The 16794-nt window shown below is 66.7% G+C and carries 21 protein-coding genes; 10 read left to right on the plus strand and 11 right to left on the minus strand.

Annotated elements, in window-relative coordinates:
• Window positions 1–27 precede the first annotated feature (27 nt).
• From Q9Q95_RS16255 to Q9Q95_RS16295, 9 genes are read right to left on the minus strand one after another with little or no spacing between them, the layout of a single operon-like run.
• On the minus strand, window positions 28–366 hold the full coding sequence (locus Q9Q95_RS16255) for a DUF1491 family protein (protein ID WP_371876794.1): 339 nt from the start codon (window positions 364–366) through the stop codon (window positions 28–30).
• A complete protein-coding gene (locus tag Q9Q95_RS16260; protein WP_306098190.1) occupies window positions 366–839 on the minus strand; it encodes a PaaI family thioesterase in 474 nt (157 codons plus the stop codon). The genes Q9Q95_RS16255 and Q9Q95_RS16260 overlap by 1 nt, the downstream gene beginning before the upstream one ends.
• Window positions 826–1293, minus strand: a complete 468-nt coding sequence (gene ptsN, locus Q9Q95_RS16265) for a PTS IIA-like nitrogen regulatory protein PtsN (protein WP_306098191.1) — start codon at window positions 1291–1293, stop codon at window positions 826–828. The genes Q9Q95_RS16260 and ptsN overlap by 14 nt, the downstream gene beginning before the upstream one ends.
• A 40-nt stretch (window positions 1294–1333) precedes the next feature.
• Window positions 1334–1933, minus strand: a complete 600-nt coding sequence (gene hpf, locus Q9Q95_RS16270; RefSeq protein ID WP_306098192.1) for a ribosome hibernation-promoting factor, HPF/YfiA family — start codon at window positions 1931–1933, stop codon at window positions 1334–1336.
• Window positions 1934–1992: 59 nt separating this feature from the next.
• Window positions 1993–2685: a DNA polymerase III subunit epsilon gene (gene dnaQ, locus Q9Q95_RS16275; protein WP_306098193.1), complete on the minus strand. Its 693-nt coding sequence runs from the start codon at window positions 2683–2685 to the stop codon at window positions 1993–1995.
• Between the two features lie 6 nt (window positions 2686–2691).
• Entirely contained in the window at window positions 2692–3285 is a 594-nt protein-coding gene (coaE, locus tag Q9Q95_RS16280; protein WP_306098194.1) for a dephospho-CoA kinase, read from the minus strand.
• The gene (gene aroE, locus Q9Q95_RS16285) at window positions 3282–4091 is read right to left on the minus strand and encodes a shikimate dehydrogenase (RefSeq protein ID WP_306098195.1); all 810 of its coding nucleotides are present in this window, start codon (window positions 4089–4091) and stop codon (window positions 3282–3284) included. Before aroE ends, coaE begins: the two co-directional genes overlap by 4 nt.
• Window positions 4088–4684, minus strand: coding sequence for a nucleoside triphosphate pyrophosphatase (locus tag Q9Q95_RS16290; RefSeq protein ID WP_306098196.1), 597 nt, complete (start codon window positions 4682–4684; stop codon window positions 4088–4090). The genes aroE and Q9Q95_RS16290 overlap by 4 nt, the downstream gene beginning before the upstream one ends.
• Complete coding sequence (locus tag Q9Q95_RS16295; RefSeq protein WP_306098197.1) at window positions 4681–5502, minus strand: pyruvate, water dikinase regulatory protein; 822 nt, start codon at window positions 5500–5502, stop codon at window positions 4681–4683. Before Q9Q95_RS16295 ends, Q9Q95_RS16290 begins: the two co-directional genes overlap by 4 nt.
• A gap of 490 nt (window positions 5503–5992) precedes the next feature.
• Here Q9Q95_RS16295 and hemE point away from each other — a divergent pair, with 490 nt between their 5' ends.
• The 4 genes from hemE to Q9Q95_RS16315 all read left to right on the plus strand — a co-directional run bounded on the left by hemE (window position 5993) and on the right by Q9Q95_RS16315 (window position 9805).
• Window positions 5993–7033: a uroporphyrinogen decarboxylase gene (gene hemE, locus Q9Q95_RS16300; protein WP_306098198.1), complete on the plus strand. Its 1041-nt coding sequence runs from the start codon at window positions 5993–5995 to the stop codon at window positions 7031–7033.
• Window positions 7030–7482, plus strand: a complete 453-nt coding sequence (locus Q9Q95_RS16305) for a CopD family protein (protein WP_306098199.1) — start codon at window positions 7030–7032, stop codon at window positions 7480–7482. Before hemE ends, Q9Q95_RS16305 begins: the two co-directional genes overlap by 4 nt.
• Window positions 7483–7683: 201 nt before the next feature.
• On the plus strand, window positions 7684–8940 hold the full coding sequence (rho, locus tag Q9Q95_RS16310) for a transcription termination factor Rho (RefSeq protein WP_306098200.1): 1257 nt from the start codon (window positions 7684–7686) through the stop codon (window positions 8938–8940).
• Window positions 8941–9100: 160 nt separating this feature from the next.
• On the plus strand, window positions 9101–9805 hold the full coding sequence (locus tag Q9Q95_RS16315) for a TerC family protein (protein ID WP_306098201.1): 705 nt from the start codon (window positions 9101–9103) through the stop codon (window positions 9803–9805).
• 54 nt (window positions 9806–9859) lie between these two features.
• Here Q9Q95_RS16315 and Q9Q95_RS16320 read toward each other — a convergent pair whose 3' ends face one another.
• Together Q9Q95_RS16320 and Q9Q95_RS16325 are read right to left on the minus strand one after the other, a co-directional pair.
• Window positions 9860–10552 (minus strand): dienelactone hydrolase family protein, encoded by a 693-nt coding sequence (locus tag Q9Q95_RS16320; protein WP_306098202.1) that lies wholly within the window; start codon window positions 10550–10552, stop codon window positions 9860–9862.
• Window positions 10549–11028 (minus strand): methylated-DNA--[protein]-cysteine S-methyltransferase, encoded by a 480-nt coding sequence (locus tag Q9Q95_RS16325; protein WP_306098203.1) that lies wholly within the window; start codon window positions 11026–11028, stop codon window positions 10549–10551. The genes Q9Q95_RS16320 and Q9Q95_RS16325 overlap by 4 nt, the downstream gene beginning before the upstream one ends.
• A gap of 47 nt (window positions 11029–11075) precedes the next feature.
• Between Q9Q95_RS16325 and Q9Q95_RS16330 the strand changes: the two genes are divergently transcribed.
• From Q9Q95_RS16330 to Q9Q95_RS16355, 6 genes are read left to right on the plus strand one after another with little or no spacing between them, the layout of a single operon-like run.
• On the plus strand, window positions 11076–11306 hold the full coding sequence (locus Q9Q95_RS16330; RefSeq protein ID WP_306098204.1) for a DUF6489 family protein: 231 nt from the start codon (window positions 11076–11078) through the stop codon (window positions 11304–11306).
• A 1-nt stretch (window position 11307) separates the two neighbouring features.
• Window positions 11308–12594 (plus strand): tRNA uridine-5-carboxymethylaminomethyl(34) synthesis GTPase MnmE, encoded by a 1287-nt coding sequence (gene mnmE / locus Q9Q95_RS16335; protein ID WP_306098205.1) that lies wholly within the window; start codon window positions 11308–11310, stop codon window positions 12592–12594.
• Window positions 12595–12650: 56 nt separating this feature from the next.
• Window positions 12651–14480, plus strand: a complete 1830-nt coding sequence (mnmG, locus tag Q9Q95_RS16340) for a tRNA uridine-5-carboxymethylaminomethyl(34) synthesis enzyme MnmG (protein WP_306098206.1) — start codon at window positions 12651–12653, stop codon at window positions 14478–14480.
• Entirely contained in the window at window positions 14477–15100 is a 624-nt protein-coding gene (gene rsmG, locus Q9Q95_RS16345) for a 16S rRNA (guanine(527)-N(7))-methyltransferase RsmG (RefSeq protein ID WP_306098207.1), read from the plus strand. The genes mnmG and rsmG overlap by 4 nt, the downstream gene beginning before the upstream one ends.
• Complete coding sequence (locus Q9Q95_RS16350; RefSeq protein WP_306098208.1) at window positions 15097–15882, plus strand: ParA family protein; 786 nt, start codon at window positions 15097–15099, stop codon at window positions 15880–15882. The genes rsmG and Q9Q95_RS16350 overlap by 4 nt, the downstream gene beginning before the upstream one ends.
• Window positions 15879–16766 carry a ParB/RepB/Spo0J family partition protein gene (locus tag Q9Q95_RS16355; protein ID WP_306098209.1) on the plus strand — a complete coding sequence of 296 codons (888 nt, stop codon included), beginning with the start codon at window positions 15879–15881 and terminating at the stop codon, window positions 16764–16766. Before Q9Q95_RS16350 ends, Q9Q95_RS16355 begins: the two co-directional genes overlap by 4 nt.
• Window positions 16767–16794 lie beyond the last annotated feature (28 nt).

The following is a 16794-nucleotide window of genomic DNA, read 5'->3' on the forward strand; positions in this document are numbered from 1 at the left end:
GGCCTTGGCCCGCGCGCACGCGCAAAGTCAACCAAGGTTCATCGTTTCAGCGGCGAAGCGTTCGGCGTCTGCGATATCCAGTTCGACCACCCAGAGATCGGGATCGAAGCCGCGCCGCCGCTGCCAATAGTCGCTGACTGCCACCTCGTCCGCAATATCTTGTGGCCCTGCCGGGATGAGCGCCGGAAGTCCCTGCGGACCCAGCCCAGGCTCGAAGAAGCGTGGATTCGTGCCTTTCTGATACGCCACCAGCAGGATCCCCCCGGCATTCCGGTCCCCTTTGGCGAGCACCATCGCCGAGCCGCCCTGCTGATCCGCACGGCGGACCAGCGCGCTCACCAGCATCGCGCTGGTCAGCCGCGCCATCAGGCCGACCGATAGCCGGGAAGCGAGGCGAGCGGGATCCGCGAGCGCATGAAGGTCCCCGTCCCGCGGGCAACTTCCTCGCCGCTCGCATCGATCAGCCGCGACTCGGCGACGAACACCCGGCGTTGTCCGCTCACCCAGCGTCCCTCCGCGGTCACCGGCCCCACGCCGAGCGGCCTGGTGAACAGCAGGTTGAACGCCGTGGTCAGCAGGAAACGATCGGTGACGAGGCTGTTGGCGGCATAGAAAGCGGCATCGTCGAGCATCTTGAAATAGCTCGTGCCGTGCGCCGCCCCGGCGGCGTGGAAATAGCGCGGATCGATCTGGAAATGGATTCGCGCGACTCCACCCTCGCTGATCTCGAGGGCGGATTCGAACAGCCGATTGATCGGCGCGGCTGCGTAGAGCGACTCGAGCGCACGGAAATGCGCCTCCGCACCCCGAGGCTCAGGGCGGGACTCAGGCGGCGTCACGCGTCTCCACGCCGGCGAGCAGAGCGAACAATGCATCGGGCGATCCCGCACCGCGCAGCTTGGCCGCGAAATTGCGGTCGCGCAGCTTCCGCGACACGCAGGCGAGCGCCTTGAGATGCTCGGCTCCCGCGCCGACCGGCGAGAGCAGCATGAAGACGAGATCGACCGGGAGATCGTCGATCGCGGCGAAATCGACCGGCTGATCGAGCCGGACGAACACGCCGGCGACGCGCTTCAGGCCCTCGAGCTTGCCATGGGGAATCGCGATCCCGCCGCCAAAGCCGGTCGAGCCGAGCTTCTCGCGTTCGGCCAGCCGCTCGGTCACCAATTTAGCGTCGACGCCGTAAGCGCGCGCCGCGGCGGTGCCGAGCTGCTGGAACAGAATCTTCTTGTTTGCGGCGCCCACGCCGGCGAGCACCGCCTCGGGCGTCAGCAAATCGCTGAGTTCGGTCATTGCATGTCCAAAACGAGGCCCCCCCGGGGGCGGCCTCTCCCTAGGCCTGTGCGCGGTTGGGCTCAACCCATCCGATCGTCCCGTCGCCGCGGCGATAGACCATGTTGTGGACGCCGGTCGCGGTGTTGCGGAACAGCAGAGCATTGGTGTGACGCAGGTCGAGCATCATCACGGCGTCGGAAACGGTCGATTCGGGGACGTCGACGCGGGTCTCGGCGATGATCAGCGGCGCCTCGGCAGGCACTTCCTCCTCGGCGGATTCCTGGAACAGGGTGTAGCCGGCATTATCATAGCCATTGTCATAGGCGCCGTTCTCGGCGAGCGCGCTGACCACCCCGGCCTGGCGATCCTTGAGCCGGCTGACATAGCGGCGCAGCTGCTTGTCGATCCGATCGGCGGCGCCATCGAACGCGCCATTGGCTTCCATTCCGCTATTGGTCGCCTTGAGCACGAGGCCCTGCATCACGTGCATGACGATGTCGCAGGTGAAGCCATTGTCGTGCGGACCCTTGCCGAAGGTGATCTGCGAGGAAATGGCGCGCGAGAAATATTTGTCGGCGATACCCTGGAGCCGTTCGGTGACCAGCGTCTTGAGCGCCTCACCGGTTTCGACCTGATGGCCAGAGACTCGGATATCCATGACTTTACCTCCGCTTCAATATGAGGCCGCCCGTTCTGCTCCCGGCGGCCGGATCCGGATCAACCAGATGCGGCCAAGGCCCAGAGCGGGTCCTCCAATCCCTGGACAAAGGCTGCGTGGCGCTCAAGTTCCACAGCCGATGCCGCAAAATGCCGTGCAGGTCGCACATGGACCCGATTCACTGCCTCGCCCGGCGTCTCGCGCATCACCGGCGCGTCGACGGCGAGGCCGAGCGTGATCTGGCGTCCGCCGGTCAGCTCGACATAGACCTGCGCGAGCAGTTGCGCGTCGAGCAAAGCTCCGTGGAGCGTCCGCGCGCTGAGATCGATCCCGTAGCGGCTGCACAAAGCGTCGAGCGTGTGCTTGGCGCCGGGATGCTTGACTCGCGCGATCGCCAGCGTGTCGACCATTCGGGTGGTGCAGATCACCGGCCGGCCGCAGCGGCCGAGCTCGCCGTTCAAAAAGGAGAAGTCGAACCCGGCATTGTGTGCGACCAGCGGGCAATCGCCGAGAAAGTCGATGATGTCCTCGACCACGTCGTGGAACAACGGCTTGTCCGACAGGAAGCGCGCGCTCAATCCATGGACGCGCTCGGCCTCCATCGGCATGTCGCGCTGCGGATTGATATAATGGTGCAGATGCTTGCCGGTGGGCACGCGATTGACCAGTTCGATGCAGCCGATCTCGACCAGCCGGTCTCCGCCCGCGAAGCTGAGCCCCGTCGTTTCGGTGTCGAACACGATTTCGCGCATGCCGCCTTATCGACCCGACGGGGCCGCCAGGCAAGTGAGGACTGCACGGACCTTCGCGCGAGTCTCCGCCAGCGGCGCATCGGTGGAAATCACGAAATCGGCACGGGCGCGTTTCTCGGCATCGGGAAGCTGACGCACGAGGATCGCCTCGAATCGCTCGACGCTCATTCCGGGCCGGCCGAGCACGCGGGCGCGCTGGACCTCGGGCGGGGCCGAGACGACGACGACCTTGTCGACCCGCGCCCAGCCGCCGGCCTCGAACAGCAAAGGCACGTCGAGCACCACGACCGGCGCCTCCGCATTTGCCGCGAGGAACGCGTCGCGCTCGCGGGCCACCGCGGGATGGACCAGCGCTTCTAGCCGGGCGAACGCCGCCTCGTCGCCGAACACCGCCTCGCGCAATGCCGTGCGATCGACGCCTTCCGCGCCGGTAGTATCGGGGAACGCCGCCTCGATCGCCGCGACCAGCGCGCCGCCGGGACCCTGCAGCCGGTGAACGGTCTCGTCGGCGTCGAATACCGGAACGCCTTCGTCGGCGAACATTTCGGCCACGGTCGATTTGCCCATGCCGATCGATCCGGTGAGTCCGACGGTGATCATCGCGTCAGCAGCGCGCGCAATTCCTCGTCGCGGTCGCGCGGGGGCTCGGCGCCGAAGAACAATTCGAAGGCGAGTGCGGCCTGGCCGATCAGCATGTCGAGCCCGTCGACCGTATCGAGGTCGCGGTCGCGCGCCTGTGCGAGCAGGGGCGTCTCGAGCGGCGCGTAGACGATATCGTAGACCACCGCATCTTCGGGCAATGGCGAGAGATCCACATCGAGCGGCGCTTGCCCGGCCATGCCCAGCGCGCTGGCGTTGACCAGCAGATCCGCGGGCGGCAGCGGACTGCCCAGCGGCACGGCATCTCCCTTGATCCCGAAGCTCGACAGCAGGGCCGCCGCCTTGAGCACGTTGCGGTTGAGGATGGTGACCCGGCCGATGCCGACGCGAGACAATGCGAACAGGATCGCCCGCGCGCCGCCGCCCGCGCCGATCAGCACCGCGTGCCGACCTTCGAGATCGAGCCCCGCGATCGGCGCGTAGAATCCGCCGGCATCGGTGTTGGTGCCGATCAGCGTATTGTCCTCGGCGCGGACCACGGTGTTGATCGCGCCGATCGAGCCGCGCACATCGCCGCGATCCTCGACATGGTCGAGCGCGGCCTGCTTGTGCGGAATGGTGATGTTGCAGCCGCGCCAGGCGGGGTCCGCGCGCCGCGATTCGAAATAGCCGGCAAGTGCGTCGGGGGTGACGTGCGCCGCGCGATACTCGGCTTGGATGCCGAGCGCGTTCAGCCAGAAGCCGTGGATCAGCGGCGATTTGGAATGCGCGATCGGATCGCCGATCACTTCGGCATAAGGCGTCATGACGTCAGAACTCCCCGCACGCGCAGATAATCGAGCAAGGGCAGCATCGGCATGCCGAGGATCGTGAAATGGCTTCCTTCGATGCGGCTGAACAATTGCACGCCGGGACCCTCCATCCGGTAGCAGCCGACGCACCCGCCGATCGCCGGCCATTCGCGATCCAGATAGTCGGCGATGAATGCCTCCGACAGCCGCCGGACGTGCATCCGGGCGCGATCGACATGGCGCCAGATCGCGCGGCCCTGCTCGGCGATCACCGCCGCGCTGTAGAGATCGTGATGGCGGCCCGACATCATCCGCAGATGCTCGGCGGCATTCTCCCGGCTGATCGGTTTGTCGAGCAAGGTGCCGTCGTCGAGCGCGACCACCGAATCGCAGCCGAGCACCAAGGCGCCGGGTACCATTCGCGAGAGCTTGAGCGCCTTCAATTCGGCCAGCGCATCGGAGAGGTCGCGCGCGGAAATGCCGCCGGCGATCAGCGAGTCCTTGGCGGTGGCTTCGTCGACCTGCGCGGCCATGGCTTCGTACGGCACGCCGGCGGCATCGAGCATCGCCCGGCGCGAGGCGCTTTGCGAGGCGAGGATCAGATTCATGCGTCTTTCGCCTGGAGCGTGCGCTCGTTGCAGAGCTGGATGATCGCCGCCGCAGTCTCCTCGATCGAGCGCCTCGTGACGTCGATCACCGGCCAGCCATTGTCGGCGAACATCCGCCGCGCGAACGCGATCTCGCGCTGGACCGAGTCCTGATCGACATAAGCGGTCTCTGGGCTCTGGTTGAGCGACAACAGCCGGTTGCGGCGGATCTGGACCAGCCGGTCGGCGCTGGTGGTGAGGCCGACGACCAGGGGATGCTTGAGCTTGTAGAGTTCGGGCGGGGGCGGCGATTCGACGACGATCGGGATGTTCGCGGTCTTGTAGCCGCGATTGGCGAGGTAGATCGAGGTCGGCGTCTTGGACGAGCGCGATACGCCGGCGAGGACGATGTCGCATTCCTCCCAATCGTCGGCACCGATGCCGTCGTCATGCGCGATGGTGAACTGGATCGCGTCCACCCGCGCGAAATAGGCGGCGTCGAGCGTGTGCTGCCGCCCGGGGCGGGCCTTGGCTTCCTGACCGAGCAGGCTCGACAAGGCATGGCTGACCGGATCGAGCGGCGCGATCGCCGGAAGTCCCATCGCGCGGCAGCGGCTCTCGAGCGTGCGGCGGACGTCGGTATTGACGAGCGTGAAGATCACCAACCCGGGATTTTGCGCGATTTCCTGCAGGATGCGTTCGAGATGGGCTTCGCTGCGCACCATCGGCCAGAAATGCCGCAGCGTTTCGACATCGTCGAACTGCGCCAGCGCCGCCTTGGCGATATTCTCCAGCGTCTCGCCGGTGGAGTCGGAGAGCAGGTGGAGATGGAGCCGCATTCAGGCCGTGCGTGAATCTGTGGAGAACATGCCGAACAGCCGCTAGCGCAACCACGCGCAGCGGCCAAGCGCGCCGAAACCGCGGAATCGACGCACATTCTTCCACAACCCCGTCCCCAGCCTCGCGTTCCGGTCCACAGGCTGTGGAAAGCGGGGAGTTTCGATCCGAATCCGGGGGGCTGCGTGGGCCCGGCGGAGTCAATCTGTTGGCAAGATGCGGGCGATTCCACGATTCCCGGCATCCACGCGCCAACAGACTCCAACAACCTATAGATTCTAAGTCTTATTGTTATTGGGTCTGCCGGGTTGTCGGATCGATCCCTCGTCACCCGGCCTTGTGCCGGGGTCCACCGAGAGGATGCGGGATGGGCAAGCGGCTCTGAGCAAGTCCGTTGTGGCACCGTGGACCCCGGCACAAGGTCGGGTGACGGTCTGCATCCGCAGAGCGAACGGACTGGAACTGCGGGCAGCGACCGGGCAGAGACGACCGATGCACGCTGATCCCGTCCCCAAACCTCTCCTCGCCACTCTCAAAGGCCAGCGACAGCCGATCCCGCCGATCTGGCTGATGCGCCAGGCCGGGCGGTATCTCCCCGAATATCGTGCGCTCCGGGAGGAGAAAGGCGGGTTTCTCGCGCTGGCGCTGGACAGCCATGCCGCGGCCGAGATCACCCTTCAGCCGATCCGCCGGTTCGGCATGGACGGGGCGATCCTGTTCTCCGACATCCTGATCGTGCCGATGGCGCTCGGGCAGGATCTCTGGTTCGAAACCGGCGAGGGGCCGCGGCTGGCGCCGACGGTGCAGGCCCGCGACGTGCTGGAAGCGCTCCAGGACGCGCCTGAAGCCCTCGAACCGGTCTATGGCACCGTGCGCAGGGTCGCGGCTCTATTGCCCCCCCAGACCAGCTTTCTCGGCTTCGCAGGCAGTCCGTGGACCGTCGCGACCTATATGATCGCGGGGCAGGGAAGCCGCGAGCAAGCCGAGGCGCGCCGGCTCGCCTATCGCGATCCCGCGCTGATGCAGGCGCTGATCGATCGTATCGCCGATTGCACGATCACTTACCTGCTCGGCCAGATCGCGGCGGGAGTCGAGGCGGTGCAATTGTTCGACAGCTGGTCGGGCAGCCTGAGCCCGGCGCAATTCGAGCAATGGGTGATCGCGCCCACCGCCCGCATCGTCGCAGCGCTCCACGCGGGCGCACCGGGCGTGCCGGTGATCGGTTTCCCCAAGGGTGCCGGCGGCAAGCTCCCGGCCTATGCCTGCGAGACCGGGGTCGATGCGATCGGGGTGGACGAGACCGTCGATCCGGTCTGGGCGCATGCGTCGCTGCCCGCAGGCATGCCGGTGCAGGGCAATCTCGACCCGCTCGCGCTGATCGCGGGCGGGGCGACGCTCGACAATGCGGTCGACCACATCCTCGCCGCTTTCGCCGAACGCCCACATGTGTTCAATCTCGGCCACGGCATCCTGCCCGACACGCCGATCGCGCATGTCGAGAGGCTGCTGGCGCGCGTGCGGAGGACAGGATGACCGGCTGGCTGGGCAACGCCTATCTCTGGGTCAAGGCGTTCCACATCATCTTCGTGATCTTCTGGATGGCCGGGCTGTTCCTGCTGCCGCGCTATCTCGTCCACCACCAGGAAGCGCTCGGCACGCCCGAGGCTGCGGCGTGGGAGAAACGCGAGGCGCTGCTCCGCCGGATGATCCTCGAGCCTTCGATCGGGATCGTCTGGCTGCTCGGAATCGCGCTCGCGCTCAATGTCGGGCTGGTCGACGGCCAGCCGGGGCTCGGCTGGCTCCATGTCAAGCTGTTGCTCGTCTTTGCGCTGAGCGGCTATCACGGCTGGGCGGTCGGCTATTCGAAAAAGCTCGCCAGGGGACGAGGCGGCATCGCGTCGCGCCGATTGCGGCTGCTCGGCGAGGTGCCGGCGCTGGCAGTGATCCTGATTGTCGTGCTGGCGGTCGTCAAACCGTTCTAATTTTGCGGCGCTCCCGCGCTTCCCGCAACATTCCTGCGTGCGAATCGGTGCGATCCCCGTTGACTTGGCCGAGGCCCACACCTAATTCGCATGTCGGCCGCGCGCCCTTCCGGGCGTCGGTTCCTTCCTTCCAGCATCGCCCATCGCGCGCATTTCGCCGACCGACGCTCTCCCCATAGCTTTCAAGCACCCGGACTCCCCATGCACCTCAAGGAACTCAAGAAGACCCCGCCCGCCGAACTGGTCAGCATGGCCGAGGAGCTGGGCGTCGAGAGCGCGTCGACCTTGCGCAAGCAGGATCTGCTGTTCGCGATCCTCAAGGCCCAGGCCGAGAATGGCGAGCAGATCATGGGCGAGGGCACGATCGAAGTGCTCCCCGACGGCTTCGGCTTCCTGCGCAGCCCGCAGGCCAATTATCTCGCCGGCCCCGACGACATCTATGTCTCGCCGAACCAGGTGCGGAAGTTCGGTCTGCGCACCGGCGATACCGTCGAAGGCGAGATTCGCGGCCCCAAGGACGGCGAGCGCTATTTCGCGCTGACCCGGCTGGTCTCGGTCAATTTCGACGATCCCGACGCGGTGCGTCACCGGGTCAATTTCGACAATCTCACCCCGCTTTATCCCGAGAGCAAGCTGACCCTCGACAGCCTCGACCCGACGGTCAAGGACAAGTCGGCGCGGGTGATCGACATCGTCGCGCCGCAGGGCAAGGGCCAGCGCGCGCTGATCGTCGCGCCGCCGCGGGTCGGCAAGACCGTGCTGCTCCAGAACATCGCCAAGGCGATCACCGACAATCATCCCGAAGTCTTCCTGATCGTGCTGCTCATCGACGAGCGTCCCGAGGAAGTCACCGACATGCAGCGCAGCGTGAAGGGCGAGGTGATCAGCTCGACCTTCGACGAGCCGGCGCAGCGTCACGTCCAGGTCTCCGAAATGGTGATCGAAAAGGCCAAGCGCCTCGTCGAGCACAAGAAGGACGTGGTGATCCTGCTCGACTCGATCACGCGTCTCGGCCGCGCCTACAACACCGTCGTCCCCAGCTCGGGCAAGGTGCTGACCGGCGGCGTCGACGCCAACGCGCTCCAGCGCCCCAAGCGCTTCTTCGGCGCCGCGCGCAACATCGAGGAGGGTGGCTCGCTCTCGATCATCGCCACGGCGCTGATCGACACCGGCAGCCGCATGGACGAAGTCATCTTCGAAGAGTTCAAGGGCACCGGCAACTCCGAAATCGTCCTCGACCGCAAGGTGGCGGACAAGCGGATCTTCCCGGCGCTCGACGTCGGCAAGTCGGGCACCCGCAAGGAGGAATTGCTGGTCGACAAGGCCAAGCTCACCAAGATGTGGGTGCTGCGCCGCATCCTCATGCAGATGGGCACGATCGACGCGATGGAGTTCCTGCTCGACAAGATGAAGGATTCGAAGACCAACGAAGACTTTTTCGACTCGATGAATCAGTAAGTTCGATCGGTCACCCCGGCCCTGTGCCGGGGTCCACCGTGCGGCTGGCCGACAAGCTGGCGCTTCCAGTTCATTCGCATGCGGCACCGTGGATCCCGGCACTTCGGCCGGGATGACGTGTTTTGGTTGCCTGTCCGCCAACCGCCGCTAGGAGGTGCACATGCTCGACCTGATCTTCAGCGCCGCCGCCTCCGGCATCGGCTCGCCCACCGAAATCTGGCACCATATCGTCGCCGATTTCTCCAATATCGGGGATCCGGCGCGGCTGGCGGCATTCGGCTCGGTGCTGATGATCGATCTGATCCTCGCCGGCGACAATGCCATCGTCGTCGGCGCGCTCGCCGCGGGACTTCCCGCCGATCAGCGCAAGAAGGTCATCCTGATCGGCATCGGCGCCGCGCTCGTCCTGCGCATCGCCTTCGCATTGGTGGTCAGCTGGCTGATGGGGATCGTCGGGCTGATCTTCGCCGGCGGTTTGCTATTGCTCTGGGTGAGCTGGAAGTTCTGGCGCGAGATCCGCGAGGGCGGCGCCCATGCCGATGAAGTCGAATCGGGGCTGAAGCCGGCCAAGAGCTTCGCCGGCGCGGCCTGGGCAGTCGCCGTCGCCGATGTGTCGATGAGCCTCGACAATGTCCTCGCGGTCGCCGGGGCGGCGCGCGAGCATCCGGGCATCCTCGTCGTCGGGCTGCTGCTTTCGGTCGCGCTGATGGGCCTCGCCGCCAATCTCATCGCCCGGCTGATCGATCGCTATCGCTGGATCGCCTATATCGGCCTCGCGGTGATCGTCTTCGTCGCCTTCCGGATGATCTACGAAGGCTGGGTCGGCAGCCACGAAACGCCGGGGATCCTCAGCCTGTTCAGCTGAGCGGCGAGCCGTCTGTCGGGCCGGAGGTCCCGGCTCGCTCCGTGGGATCAGGCGCTAGCCCAGATGCTCGGCGAAGAACGCCGCCGTCCGCTGGTCCGCCAGCTGCGCGGCGGCCTCGGACCGGCGATTCCCCATCTCGGCCGCGAAGCCGTGATCCTCGCCGGGATAATCGTACAGCGTCACCTTGGGATGATCGTCGAGCCCCGCATGCATCCGCGCCTGGATGTCCGGCGTGACGAAATGGTCGGCGCCGGCGATGTGGAGCAGCACCGGGTTGGCGATCGCGTGCTTCTCGCCGAGCAGATTGTCGATGCCGACGCCGTAATAGCCCACCGTCGCGTCCGAATCGGTCCGCGTCGCGCACAGAAAGGCGAGCCGTCCGCCGAGACAGTATCCGACCACGCCGACCTTGCCGCCGTCCAGCTTCGCACGCGCCGCCTTGATCGCCGATTCGAGATCGGCGACTCCCAATTGCTGGTCGAACTGATTCATCAATCCGAGCGCGCTCTGAAACTGCTCGGGCACGTCCGGATCCAGTTCGACTCCCGGCTGCAGCCGCCAGAACAGATCGGGGGCCACCGCGAGATAGCCCTGCGCGGCCCAGTCGTCGCATTTCTTGCGGATCCCCGGGTTCACGCCGAAAATCTCCTGGATCACCACGATCGCGCCGCGCGGCGTGCCTTCGGGCTCGGCGACATAGGCGCTGAAGCTTCCGCTGTGGTCGCTCGCGTCGATATGGATGGTCATAACAGGGTTTCTCTCGATTGCGGCCGCTCGTGCTCGAGCAGCCATGCTTTGGTTTTCGGACCGTCGCCGCCCGAATAATGGCCGAGCGCGCCGCCGCTGCCGAGCACGCGATGGCACGGCACGACGATCGGGAAGGGATTGCGCGCGCAGAGCTGGCCGATCGCGCGCGGGCTCGATCCGAGCGTCCGGGCGAGGGCGCCATAGCTCAGCGTCTCGCCATAGCCGATGGCGATCAGCCCCGCGCGCAGCGCTTCGCCGCGCGGCGTCCCCGCGGGGGCAAGCGTGAGGTCAAAGGTCTCGCGTTCGCGCGCGAACCATTGTGCGAGCTGCTCGCCGGCCGTGCGCACCGCAGCGCTGCTGCCCGGCGATGCTGCGCCTTCGCCGCCGATCCGGATCGCGGTCAGCCCCGCATCGTCACCCTCGACCCGGATCTTGCCGATGGGCGTTGCGATCAGGGCGTAGTCGCGCGCATACATGGCAGGAGACTAGCAGCCGCTCCGCGGCCGGCGCAACGGAGATGGGCATGAAGATCAATGTCGAAGTCGATTGCACGCCCGAAGAGGCGCGCCGCTTCATGGGCCTTCCCGATCTCGCGCCGGTGCACGATCGCTATGTCCAGATGATGGTCGAAGCCATCGAGAAACAGGGAACGCCCGAAGGGTTCGCCGACATGATGCGCAATTGGGGACCGATGGGCGAGGGGGCGATGAGCTTCTGGCGGACGATGTTCGAGAGCGGCAACAAAAGCGGCTGAGATGGATACTATTTACGCGGTGTCGAGCGGCGCGCCGCCCGCCGCGATCGCAGTGCTGCGGCTGAGCGGCCCGCGCGCTTTCGATGCGGCGCGTATGCTCGCCGGGGACCTTCCCGCGCCGCGCCGCGCGGGTCTCAGGGCGCTGCACGATCCGGCGAATGGCGAATTGCTCGATCGTGCGCTGATCCTGCTCTTTCCGGGGCCGCGCAGCGCGAGCGGCGAGGATCTCGCCGAGCTTCATCTTCATGGCGGTCGCGCAGTGGTGCGTGCGGTCGAGGCTGCGCTCGGCGCGATCAAGGGCTTGCGGGCCGCGGAGCCCGGCGAGTTCACCCGCCGCGCGCTGCTCAACGGCCGACTTGATCTCAGCGAGGCCGAAGGGCTCGGCGATCTGCTCATGGCCGAGACGGAGGCCCAGCGCCGCGTGGCAGTGCGCGCGGCGGAAGGCGGCATTCGCCGCGAGGTCGAGGGCTGGACGCGGCGGCTGTTGCAACTGGCGGCGCAGGTCGAGGCGCAGCTCGATCATGCCGACGAAGACGATGTGACGGAAGGCGCCGACTCGCTTGCGGGGATCCGTGCTGCGGCGACTATCCTGGCGGAGGACATTGCGCGGATCACCGCGCGGCCGCCGGTCGAGCGGCTCCGCGACGGGTTGCGCGTCGTGCTCGCCGGTCCACCCAATGCCGGCAAGTCGACTTTGCTCAATGCCATGGCCGGGCGCGAGGCGGCGATCGTCTCGGCGATCGCCGGTACTACGCGCGACCGGATCGAAATACCCGTGGTGCGCGATGGCATCGCCTGGCTGCTGATCGATACGGCGGGACTGGCCGAGCAGACCGCCGACCCGATCGAAGCGATCGGGATCGACCGCGCGCGCGCCGCGCTGGAGGAGGCGGATATCGTGCTCTGGCTCGGCGACGATTCCCCGCCACCGCGTCCGACGACCTTGTGGCTTCACCCGCGCGCCGACCTCGCCGGTCCCGCTCCCTCGGGACGGGATCTGGCGGTCTCGGCCCTTACCGGCCTGGGGCTCGATCAGCTTTGGGTACACCTCGGCGCGCTGGCGACCGCGTTGCTGCCGCCGCCCGACCAGCTCGCCCTCAACCGCCGCCAATGCCAGCTTGCCGAAAATGCTGCGGCCGCATTGAATCGTGCTGCACTGCAACAAGACCTGTTATTGCTTGCCGAGGAACTCCGTAGCGCGCGGCGTGCTTTCGACGCGATCACCGGGCGGGCCGATGTCGAAGCGATGTTGGATGCGCTGTTTTCGCGATTCTGCATCGGCAAATAGATTGTTCCACGTGGAACGCTTTTGACGCGAGGCGCGCGACCCGGTAGCGGAAGCGGATGCAGTTCGATGTAATCGTCATCGGCGGGGGCCATGCCGGCACCGAAGCCGCCGCTGCGTCCGCACGACGCGGCGCGCGGACCGCGTTGCTCAGCTTCGATCTGGCCAGGCTCGGCGCGATGTCATGCAACCCTGCGATCGGCGGATTGGGGAAGGGCCATCTCGTCCGGGAAGTCGACGCGTTCGACGGACTGATCGCCCGTGCCGCCGACGCGGCCGGAATCCATTATCGGATGCTCAACCGCAGCAAAGGCACGGCGGTGCAGGGCCCGCGGGTCCAGGCGGATCGTGCGCGCTACGCGGCAGCGATTCAGGGAATGCTGCGTGCGCAGCCTGATCTGACCTTGGTCGAGGGCGAAGCGGAGGCGCTCGAGATCGTCGCCGGGGAAATCGCCGGGGTCCGTCTCGCCGACGGCACGTTGCTCGAATCCAGAGCGGTGGTGCTCGCCACCGGCACGTTCCTCGGCGGACGAATCTTCCGTGGCGAGGAACGCGAGTCGGGCGGGCGCGTCGACGAGGCCGCCGCAACCCGCCTCGCTGCGCAGTTGCGCGCGCTGGCGTTGCCGATGGCGCGGCTCAAGACCGGCACGCCGCCGCGTCTCAATGGACGGACGATCGATTGGGCGCGGGTGGCCGAACAACCTTCGGACGAAGAGCCGTGGACGATGTCGCCGATGACGGCGCGCCGCCTTCTTCCACAACTCCATTGCGGCGTGACCCGCACCACGGCTGCCACGCACGAGGCGATCCGGGCGGGGCTCGATCGCTCGCCATTGTTCACCGGGGCGATCGATGCGCAGGGCCCACGTTACTGTCCGTCGATCGAGGACAAGATCCATCGATTCGGCGATCGCGACGGACATCAGATTTTCCTCGAGCCTGAGGGGCTCGATACGCATCTCGTCTATCCCAACGGCATGTCGACATCGCTTCCCGTCGATATTCAGCGGGCGATGGTCGCGTCGATCCCCGGACTCGAGCGGACGGACATCGTCACGCCGGGCTATGCGGTCGAATATGATTATGTCGATCCGCGCGCGCTCGATTCCACCTTGGCGCTGCCGGATATTCCGGGACTCTATTGTGCCGGGCAGATCAACGGCACTACCGGCTATGAGGAAGCCGCGGGGCAGGGGCTGGTGGCGGGTGCCAATGCTGCCGCCTTTGCCAGGAGCCTCGCTGCACTGATCCTCGATCGCGCCACCAGCTATCTGGGCGTGATGGTCGACGATCTCGTGTTGCAGGGCGTTACCGAACCCTATCGCATGCTCACCGCTCGTGCCGAGTTCCGGCTGCGTCTGCGCGCGGACAATGCCGAGACCCGGCTCGGCGATATCGCTGCGCAACTGGGTTTGTCGGGTCCCGAGCGCGGCGCGCGCCACGTGGTGCGGGGCGAGGCGCGGAGTGACCTGGAGCAGCATTTCGCCACGCCGCTCACGGCATCGGCCGTCCATGCGCGCGGCGCGCCGGTCGGCCTCGACGGTGCGCGGCGCTCCGCGAAGGAATGGCTGCGCTTTCCCGGAGTCGAACTCGCGCACGTCTCGGAGCCCATCGATGTCGATCCGCAGCTGCTCGCCGAGTTCGTCGAGGATGCGCGTTATGCGCCTTATCTGGAGCGGCAGGCCGCCGAGGTGGCGCAACTCCGGGCGAATGACAATGTGCGACTCGGCGCCCTCGACTTCCACTCGATCCCGGGCCTTTCGAACGAGATGGTCGAGAAGCTCCATGCCGCCCGCCCCGAAACGCTCGGGGCAGCGTCGCGCATCCGCGGGATCACGCCCGCCGCGCTTTCGGCGATACTGCTCCACGCCCGCAAGTGCGCAGCGTGACCGAGGACGAGGCACATGGCTGGATTCGCGACCGCTTCGGTGTTTCACGTGAAACGCTGCTCGGGCGCTATGCGGAACTGCTCCGTGCAGAGGCCGCACACCAGAACCTCATCGCGGCATCGACCCTCGATACGCTGTGGTCGCGGCACTTTGTCGACTCGGCGCAGTTGATCCCCTTGGCGGCGGACGCGCCGCGCGGTGCGTGGATCGATGTCGGAAGCGGGGCGGGGCTGCCAGGCGTCGTGGCCGCAATTCTGCTCGATCGCCGGGTTGTGCTGGTCGAGCCCCGTGCGCGGCGCGTGGCGTTTCTGCAAGCCGTCGCAGCGGAACTCAATCTCACGTCCCGGCTCACGGTTCAGCCGAGCAAGATCGAGAGCTACCGCCCGACCAACCGTGCCGCAGTGATTTCGGCGCGCGCCGTCGCCCAGCTGACGCAGCTTCTCGAATCCACGATACATTGCACAGATTCGTCCACAGTCTGGGTGCTGCCCAAGGGCATGAATGCCCAATTGGAGGTGGAAGCCGCGCAGCACGCATGGCAGGGTATGTTCCACGTGGAACCAAGCATTACCCAGCCCGAATCGGGCATTGTGGTAGCTCGAGGGGTGCGGCCCAGATGATCTGCATAGCCATCGCCAATCAGAAGGGCGGGGTGGGGAAGACCACTACCGCGATCAATGTCGGCACCGCGCTCGCGGCGACCGGCAGCCGCGTGCTGTTGCTCGATCTCGATCCGCAAGGCAACGCCTCGACCGGACTCGGGATCGGTCGTGCCGAGCGCGACCAGCATTCGACCTATGATTTGCTCGTCGGCAACGCCACGGTCGACGAAGTGGCGATCGCGACCAAGGTCCCCCGGCTCGACATCGTCCCGGCGACGCAGGATCTGTCGGGTGCCGAGATCGAGCTGATCGAGTTCGAGGCGCGCACCCACCGCCTCGACGCTGCGCTCGCCCGCCATGCCGCGGGACGCTGGGACGTGGTGCTGATCGACTGCCCGCCGTCGCTCGGATTGCTCACGATCAATGCGATGGTCGCGGCGCATGCGTTGCTCGTACCGCTGCAGTGCGAGTTCTTCGCGCTCGAAGGGCTCAGCCAGTTGCTCAGCACGATCGATCGCATCCGCAGCCGCTTCAATCCCGGGCTGTCGATCCTCGGCGTCGCGCTGACCATGTACGATCGCCGCAACCGGCTGACCGATCAGGTCGCCGACGATGTCCGCGCAGTGCTCGGCAAGGTCGTGTTCGACACCGTGATTCCGCGCAACGTCCGCCTGTCGGAGGCGCCCAGCCACGGTATGCCGGCGTTGATCTACGATTATCGCTGCGCCGGCTCGGAAGCCTATATCGCGCTCGCTCGGGAAGTGATCGAGCGCCTGCCCAAGCTCAGGAAAGCCGCATGACCGATCCTGCCCCCCGCAAACACGGTCTCGGCCGCGGTCTCAGCGCCTTGCTCGGCGACAGCGTCGGCGAAGCGCCCGTGTCGGGCTCGTCGGAACGCGGCGGTGGTTCGGGCGTGCGCATGCTGCCGGTCAGCGCGATGGCGCCGCACCCCGGCCAGCCGCGCCGACATTTCGACGAGGCGGCGCTCGACGATCTCGCCGAATCGATCGCATCGCGTGGCCTGATCCAGCCGATCGTCGTGCGTCCCCATGGGCATAGCTACCAGATCGTCGCCGGCGAGCGGCGCTGGCGTGCGGCGCAGCGCGCGCGGCTTCACGAAGTCCCCGTCCTCGTCCGCGAACTTACCGACGCCGAGACGATGGAAATCGCGCTGGTCGAGAATATCCAGCGCGAGGACCTCAACGCGATCGAGGAGGCCGAGGCCTATGCCAGGCTGATCGGCGAGTTCGGCCACACCCAGGAAGCGCTCGCCCGGCTGGTTCACAAATCGCGCAGTCACGTCGCTAACCTATTGCGATTGCTTGATCTTCCGCAGCCGGTACGCGAGATGGTGGTCTCCGGTGCGATCGAGATGGGCCATGCTCGCGCACTGATCGGGGCGCCCGATGCCGAGCGGCTCGCGCGGACGGTCGCCGAAAAGGGCCTGTCGGTTCGCGAGACCGAGAAGCTCGCGCGTGAGGCCAAGCCGGGTGCCCAGCGCAAGAGCGGGGAGGGGGGCGCGCGCAACGCCGATATCGAGGCGCTCGAGCGGCAATTGGGCGACGTGCTCGGGCTCCATGTCCGCATCGCCCACGCCGCCAGGGGCGGTACGCTCACGCTCGGCTATTCGACGCTCGACCAGCTCGACATGGTCTGCCAGCGCCTCACCGGCGAGCGGATTTAGGAACCCTCCCCTTCTGCAGCCTCCGGGC

This window comes from Sphingomonas sp. DG1-23 (assembly GCF_030730875.1).
Lineage (GTDB): Bacteria > Pseudomonadota > Alphaproteobacteria > Sphingomonadales > Sphingomonadaceae > Sphingomonas.

Excerpts from the sequence above, each read along its gene's own strand:
- Q9Q95_RS16255 (WP_371876794.1), bottom strand. The coding sequence starts at position 366 with ATGGCGCGGCTGACCAGCGCGATGCTGGTGAGCGCGCTGGTCCGCCGT.
- ptsN (WP_306098191.1), bottom strand. The coding sequence starts at position 1,293 with ATGACCGAACTCAGCGATTTGCTGACGCCCGAGGCGGTGCTCGCCGGC.
- hpf (WP_306098192.1), bottom strand. The coding sequence starts at position 1,933 with ATGGATATCCGAGTCTCTGGCCATCAGGTCGAAACCGGTGAGGCGCTC.
- dnaQ (WP_306098193.1), bottom strand. The coding sequence starts at position 2,685 with ATGCGCGAAATCGTGTTCGACACCGAAACGACGGGGCTCAGCTTCGCG.
- coaE (WP_306098194.1), bottom strand. The coding sequence starts at position 3,285 with ATGATCACCGTCGGACTCACCGGATCGATCGGCATGGGCAAATCGACC.
- aroE (WP_306098195.1), bottom strand. The coding sequence starts at position 4,091 with ATGACGCCTTATGCCGAAGTGATCGGCGATCCGATCGCGCATTCCAAA.
- Q9Q95_RS16290 (WP_306098196.1), bottom strand. The coding sequence starts at position 4,684 with ATGAATCTGATCCTCGCCTCGCAAAGCGCCTCGCGCCGGGCGATGCTC.
- Q9Q95_RS16295 (WP_306098197.1), bottom strand. The coding sequence starts at position 5,502 with ATGCGGCTCCATCTCCACCTGCTCTCCGACTCCACCGGCGAGACGCTG.
- hemE (WP_306098198.1), top strand. The coding sequence starts at position 5,993 with ATGCACGCTGATCCCGTCCCCAAACCTCTCCTCGCCACTCTCAAAGGC.
- Q9Q95_RS16305 (WP_306098199.1), top strand. The coding sequence starts at position 7,030 with ATGACCGGCTGGCTGGGCAACGCCTATCTCTGGGTCAAGGCGTTCCAC.
- rho (WP_306098200.1), top strand. The coding sequence starts at position 7,684 with ATGCACCTCAAGGAACTCAAGAAGACCCCGCCCGCCGAACTGGTCAGC.
- Q9Q95_RS16315 (WP_306098201.1), top strand. The coding sequence starts at position 9,101 with ATGCTCGACCTGATCTTCAGCGCCGCCGCCTCCGGCATCGGCTCGCCC.
- Q9Q95_RS16320 (WP_306098202.1), bottom strand. The coding sequence starts at position 10,552 with ATGACCATCCATATCGACGCGAGCGACCACAGCGGAAGCTTCAGCGCC.
- Q9Q95_RS16325 (WP_306098203.1), bottom strand. The coding sequence starts at position 11,028 with ATGTATGCGCGCGACTACGCCCTGATCGCAACGCCCATCGGCAAGATC.
- Q9Q95_RS16330 (WP_306098204.1), top strand. The coding sequence starts at position 11,076 with ATGAAGATCAATGTCGAAGTCGATTGCACGCCCGAAGAGGCGCGCCGC.
- mnmE (WP_306098205.1), top strand. The coding sequence starts at position 11,308 with ATGGATACTATTTACGCGGTGTCGAGCGGCGCGCCGCCCGCCGCGATC.
- mnmG (WP_306098206.1), top strand. The coding sequence starts at position 12,651 with ATGCAGTTCGATGTAATCGTCATCGGCGGGGGCCATGCCGGCACCGAA.
- Q9Q95_RS16350 (WP_306098208.1), top strand. The coding sequence starts at position 15,097 with ATGATCTGCATAGCCATCGCCAATCAGAAGGGCGGGGTGGGGAAGACC.
- Q9Q95_RS16355 (WP_306098209.1), top strand. The coding sequence starts at position 15,879 with ATGACCGATCCTGCCCCCCGCAAACACGGTCTCGGCCGCGGTCTCAGC.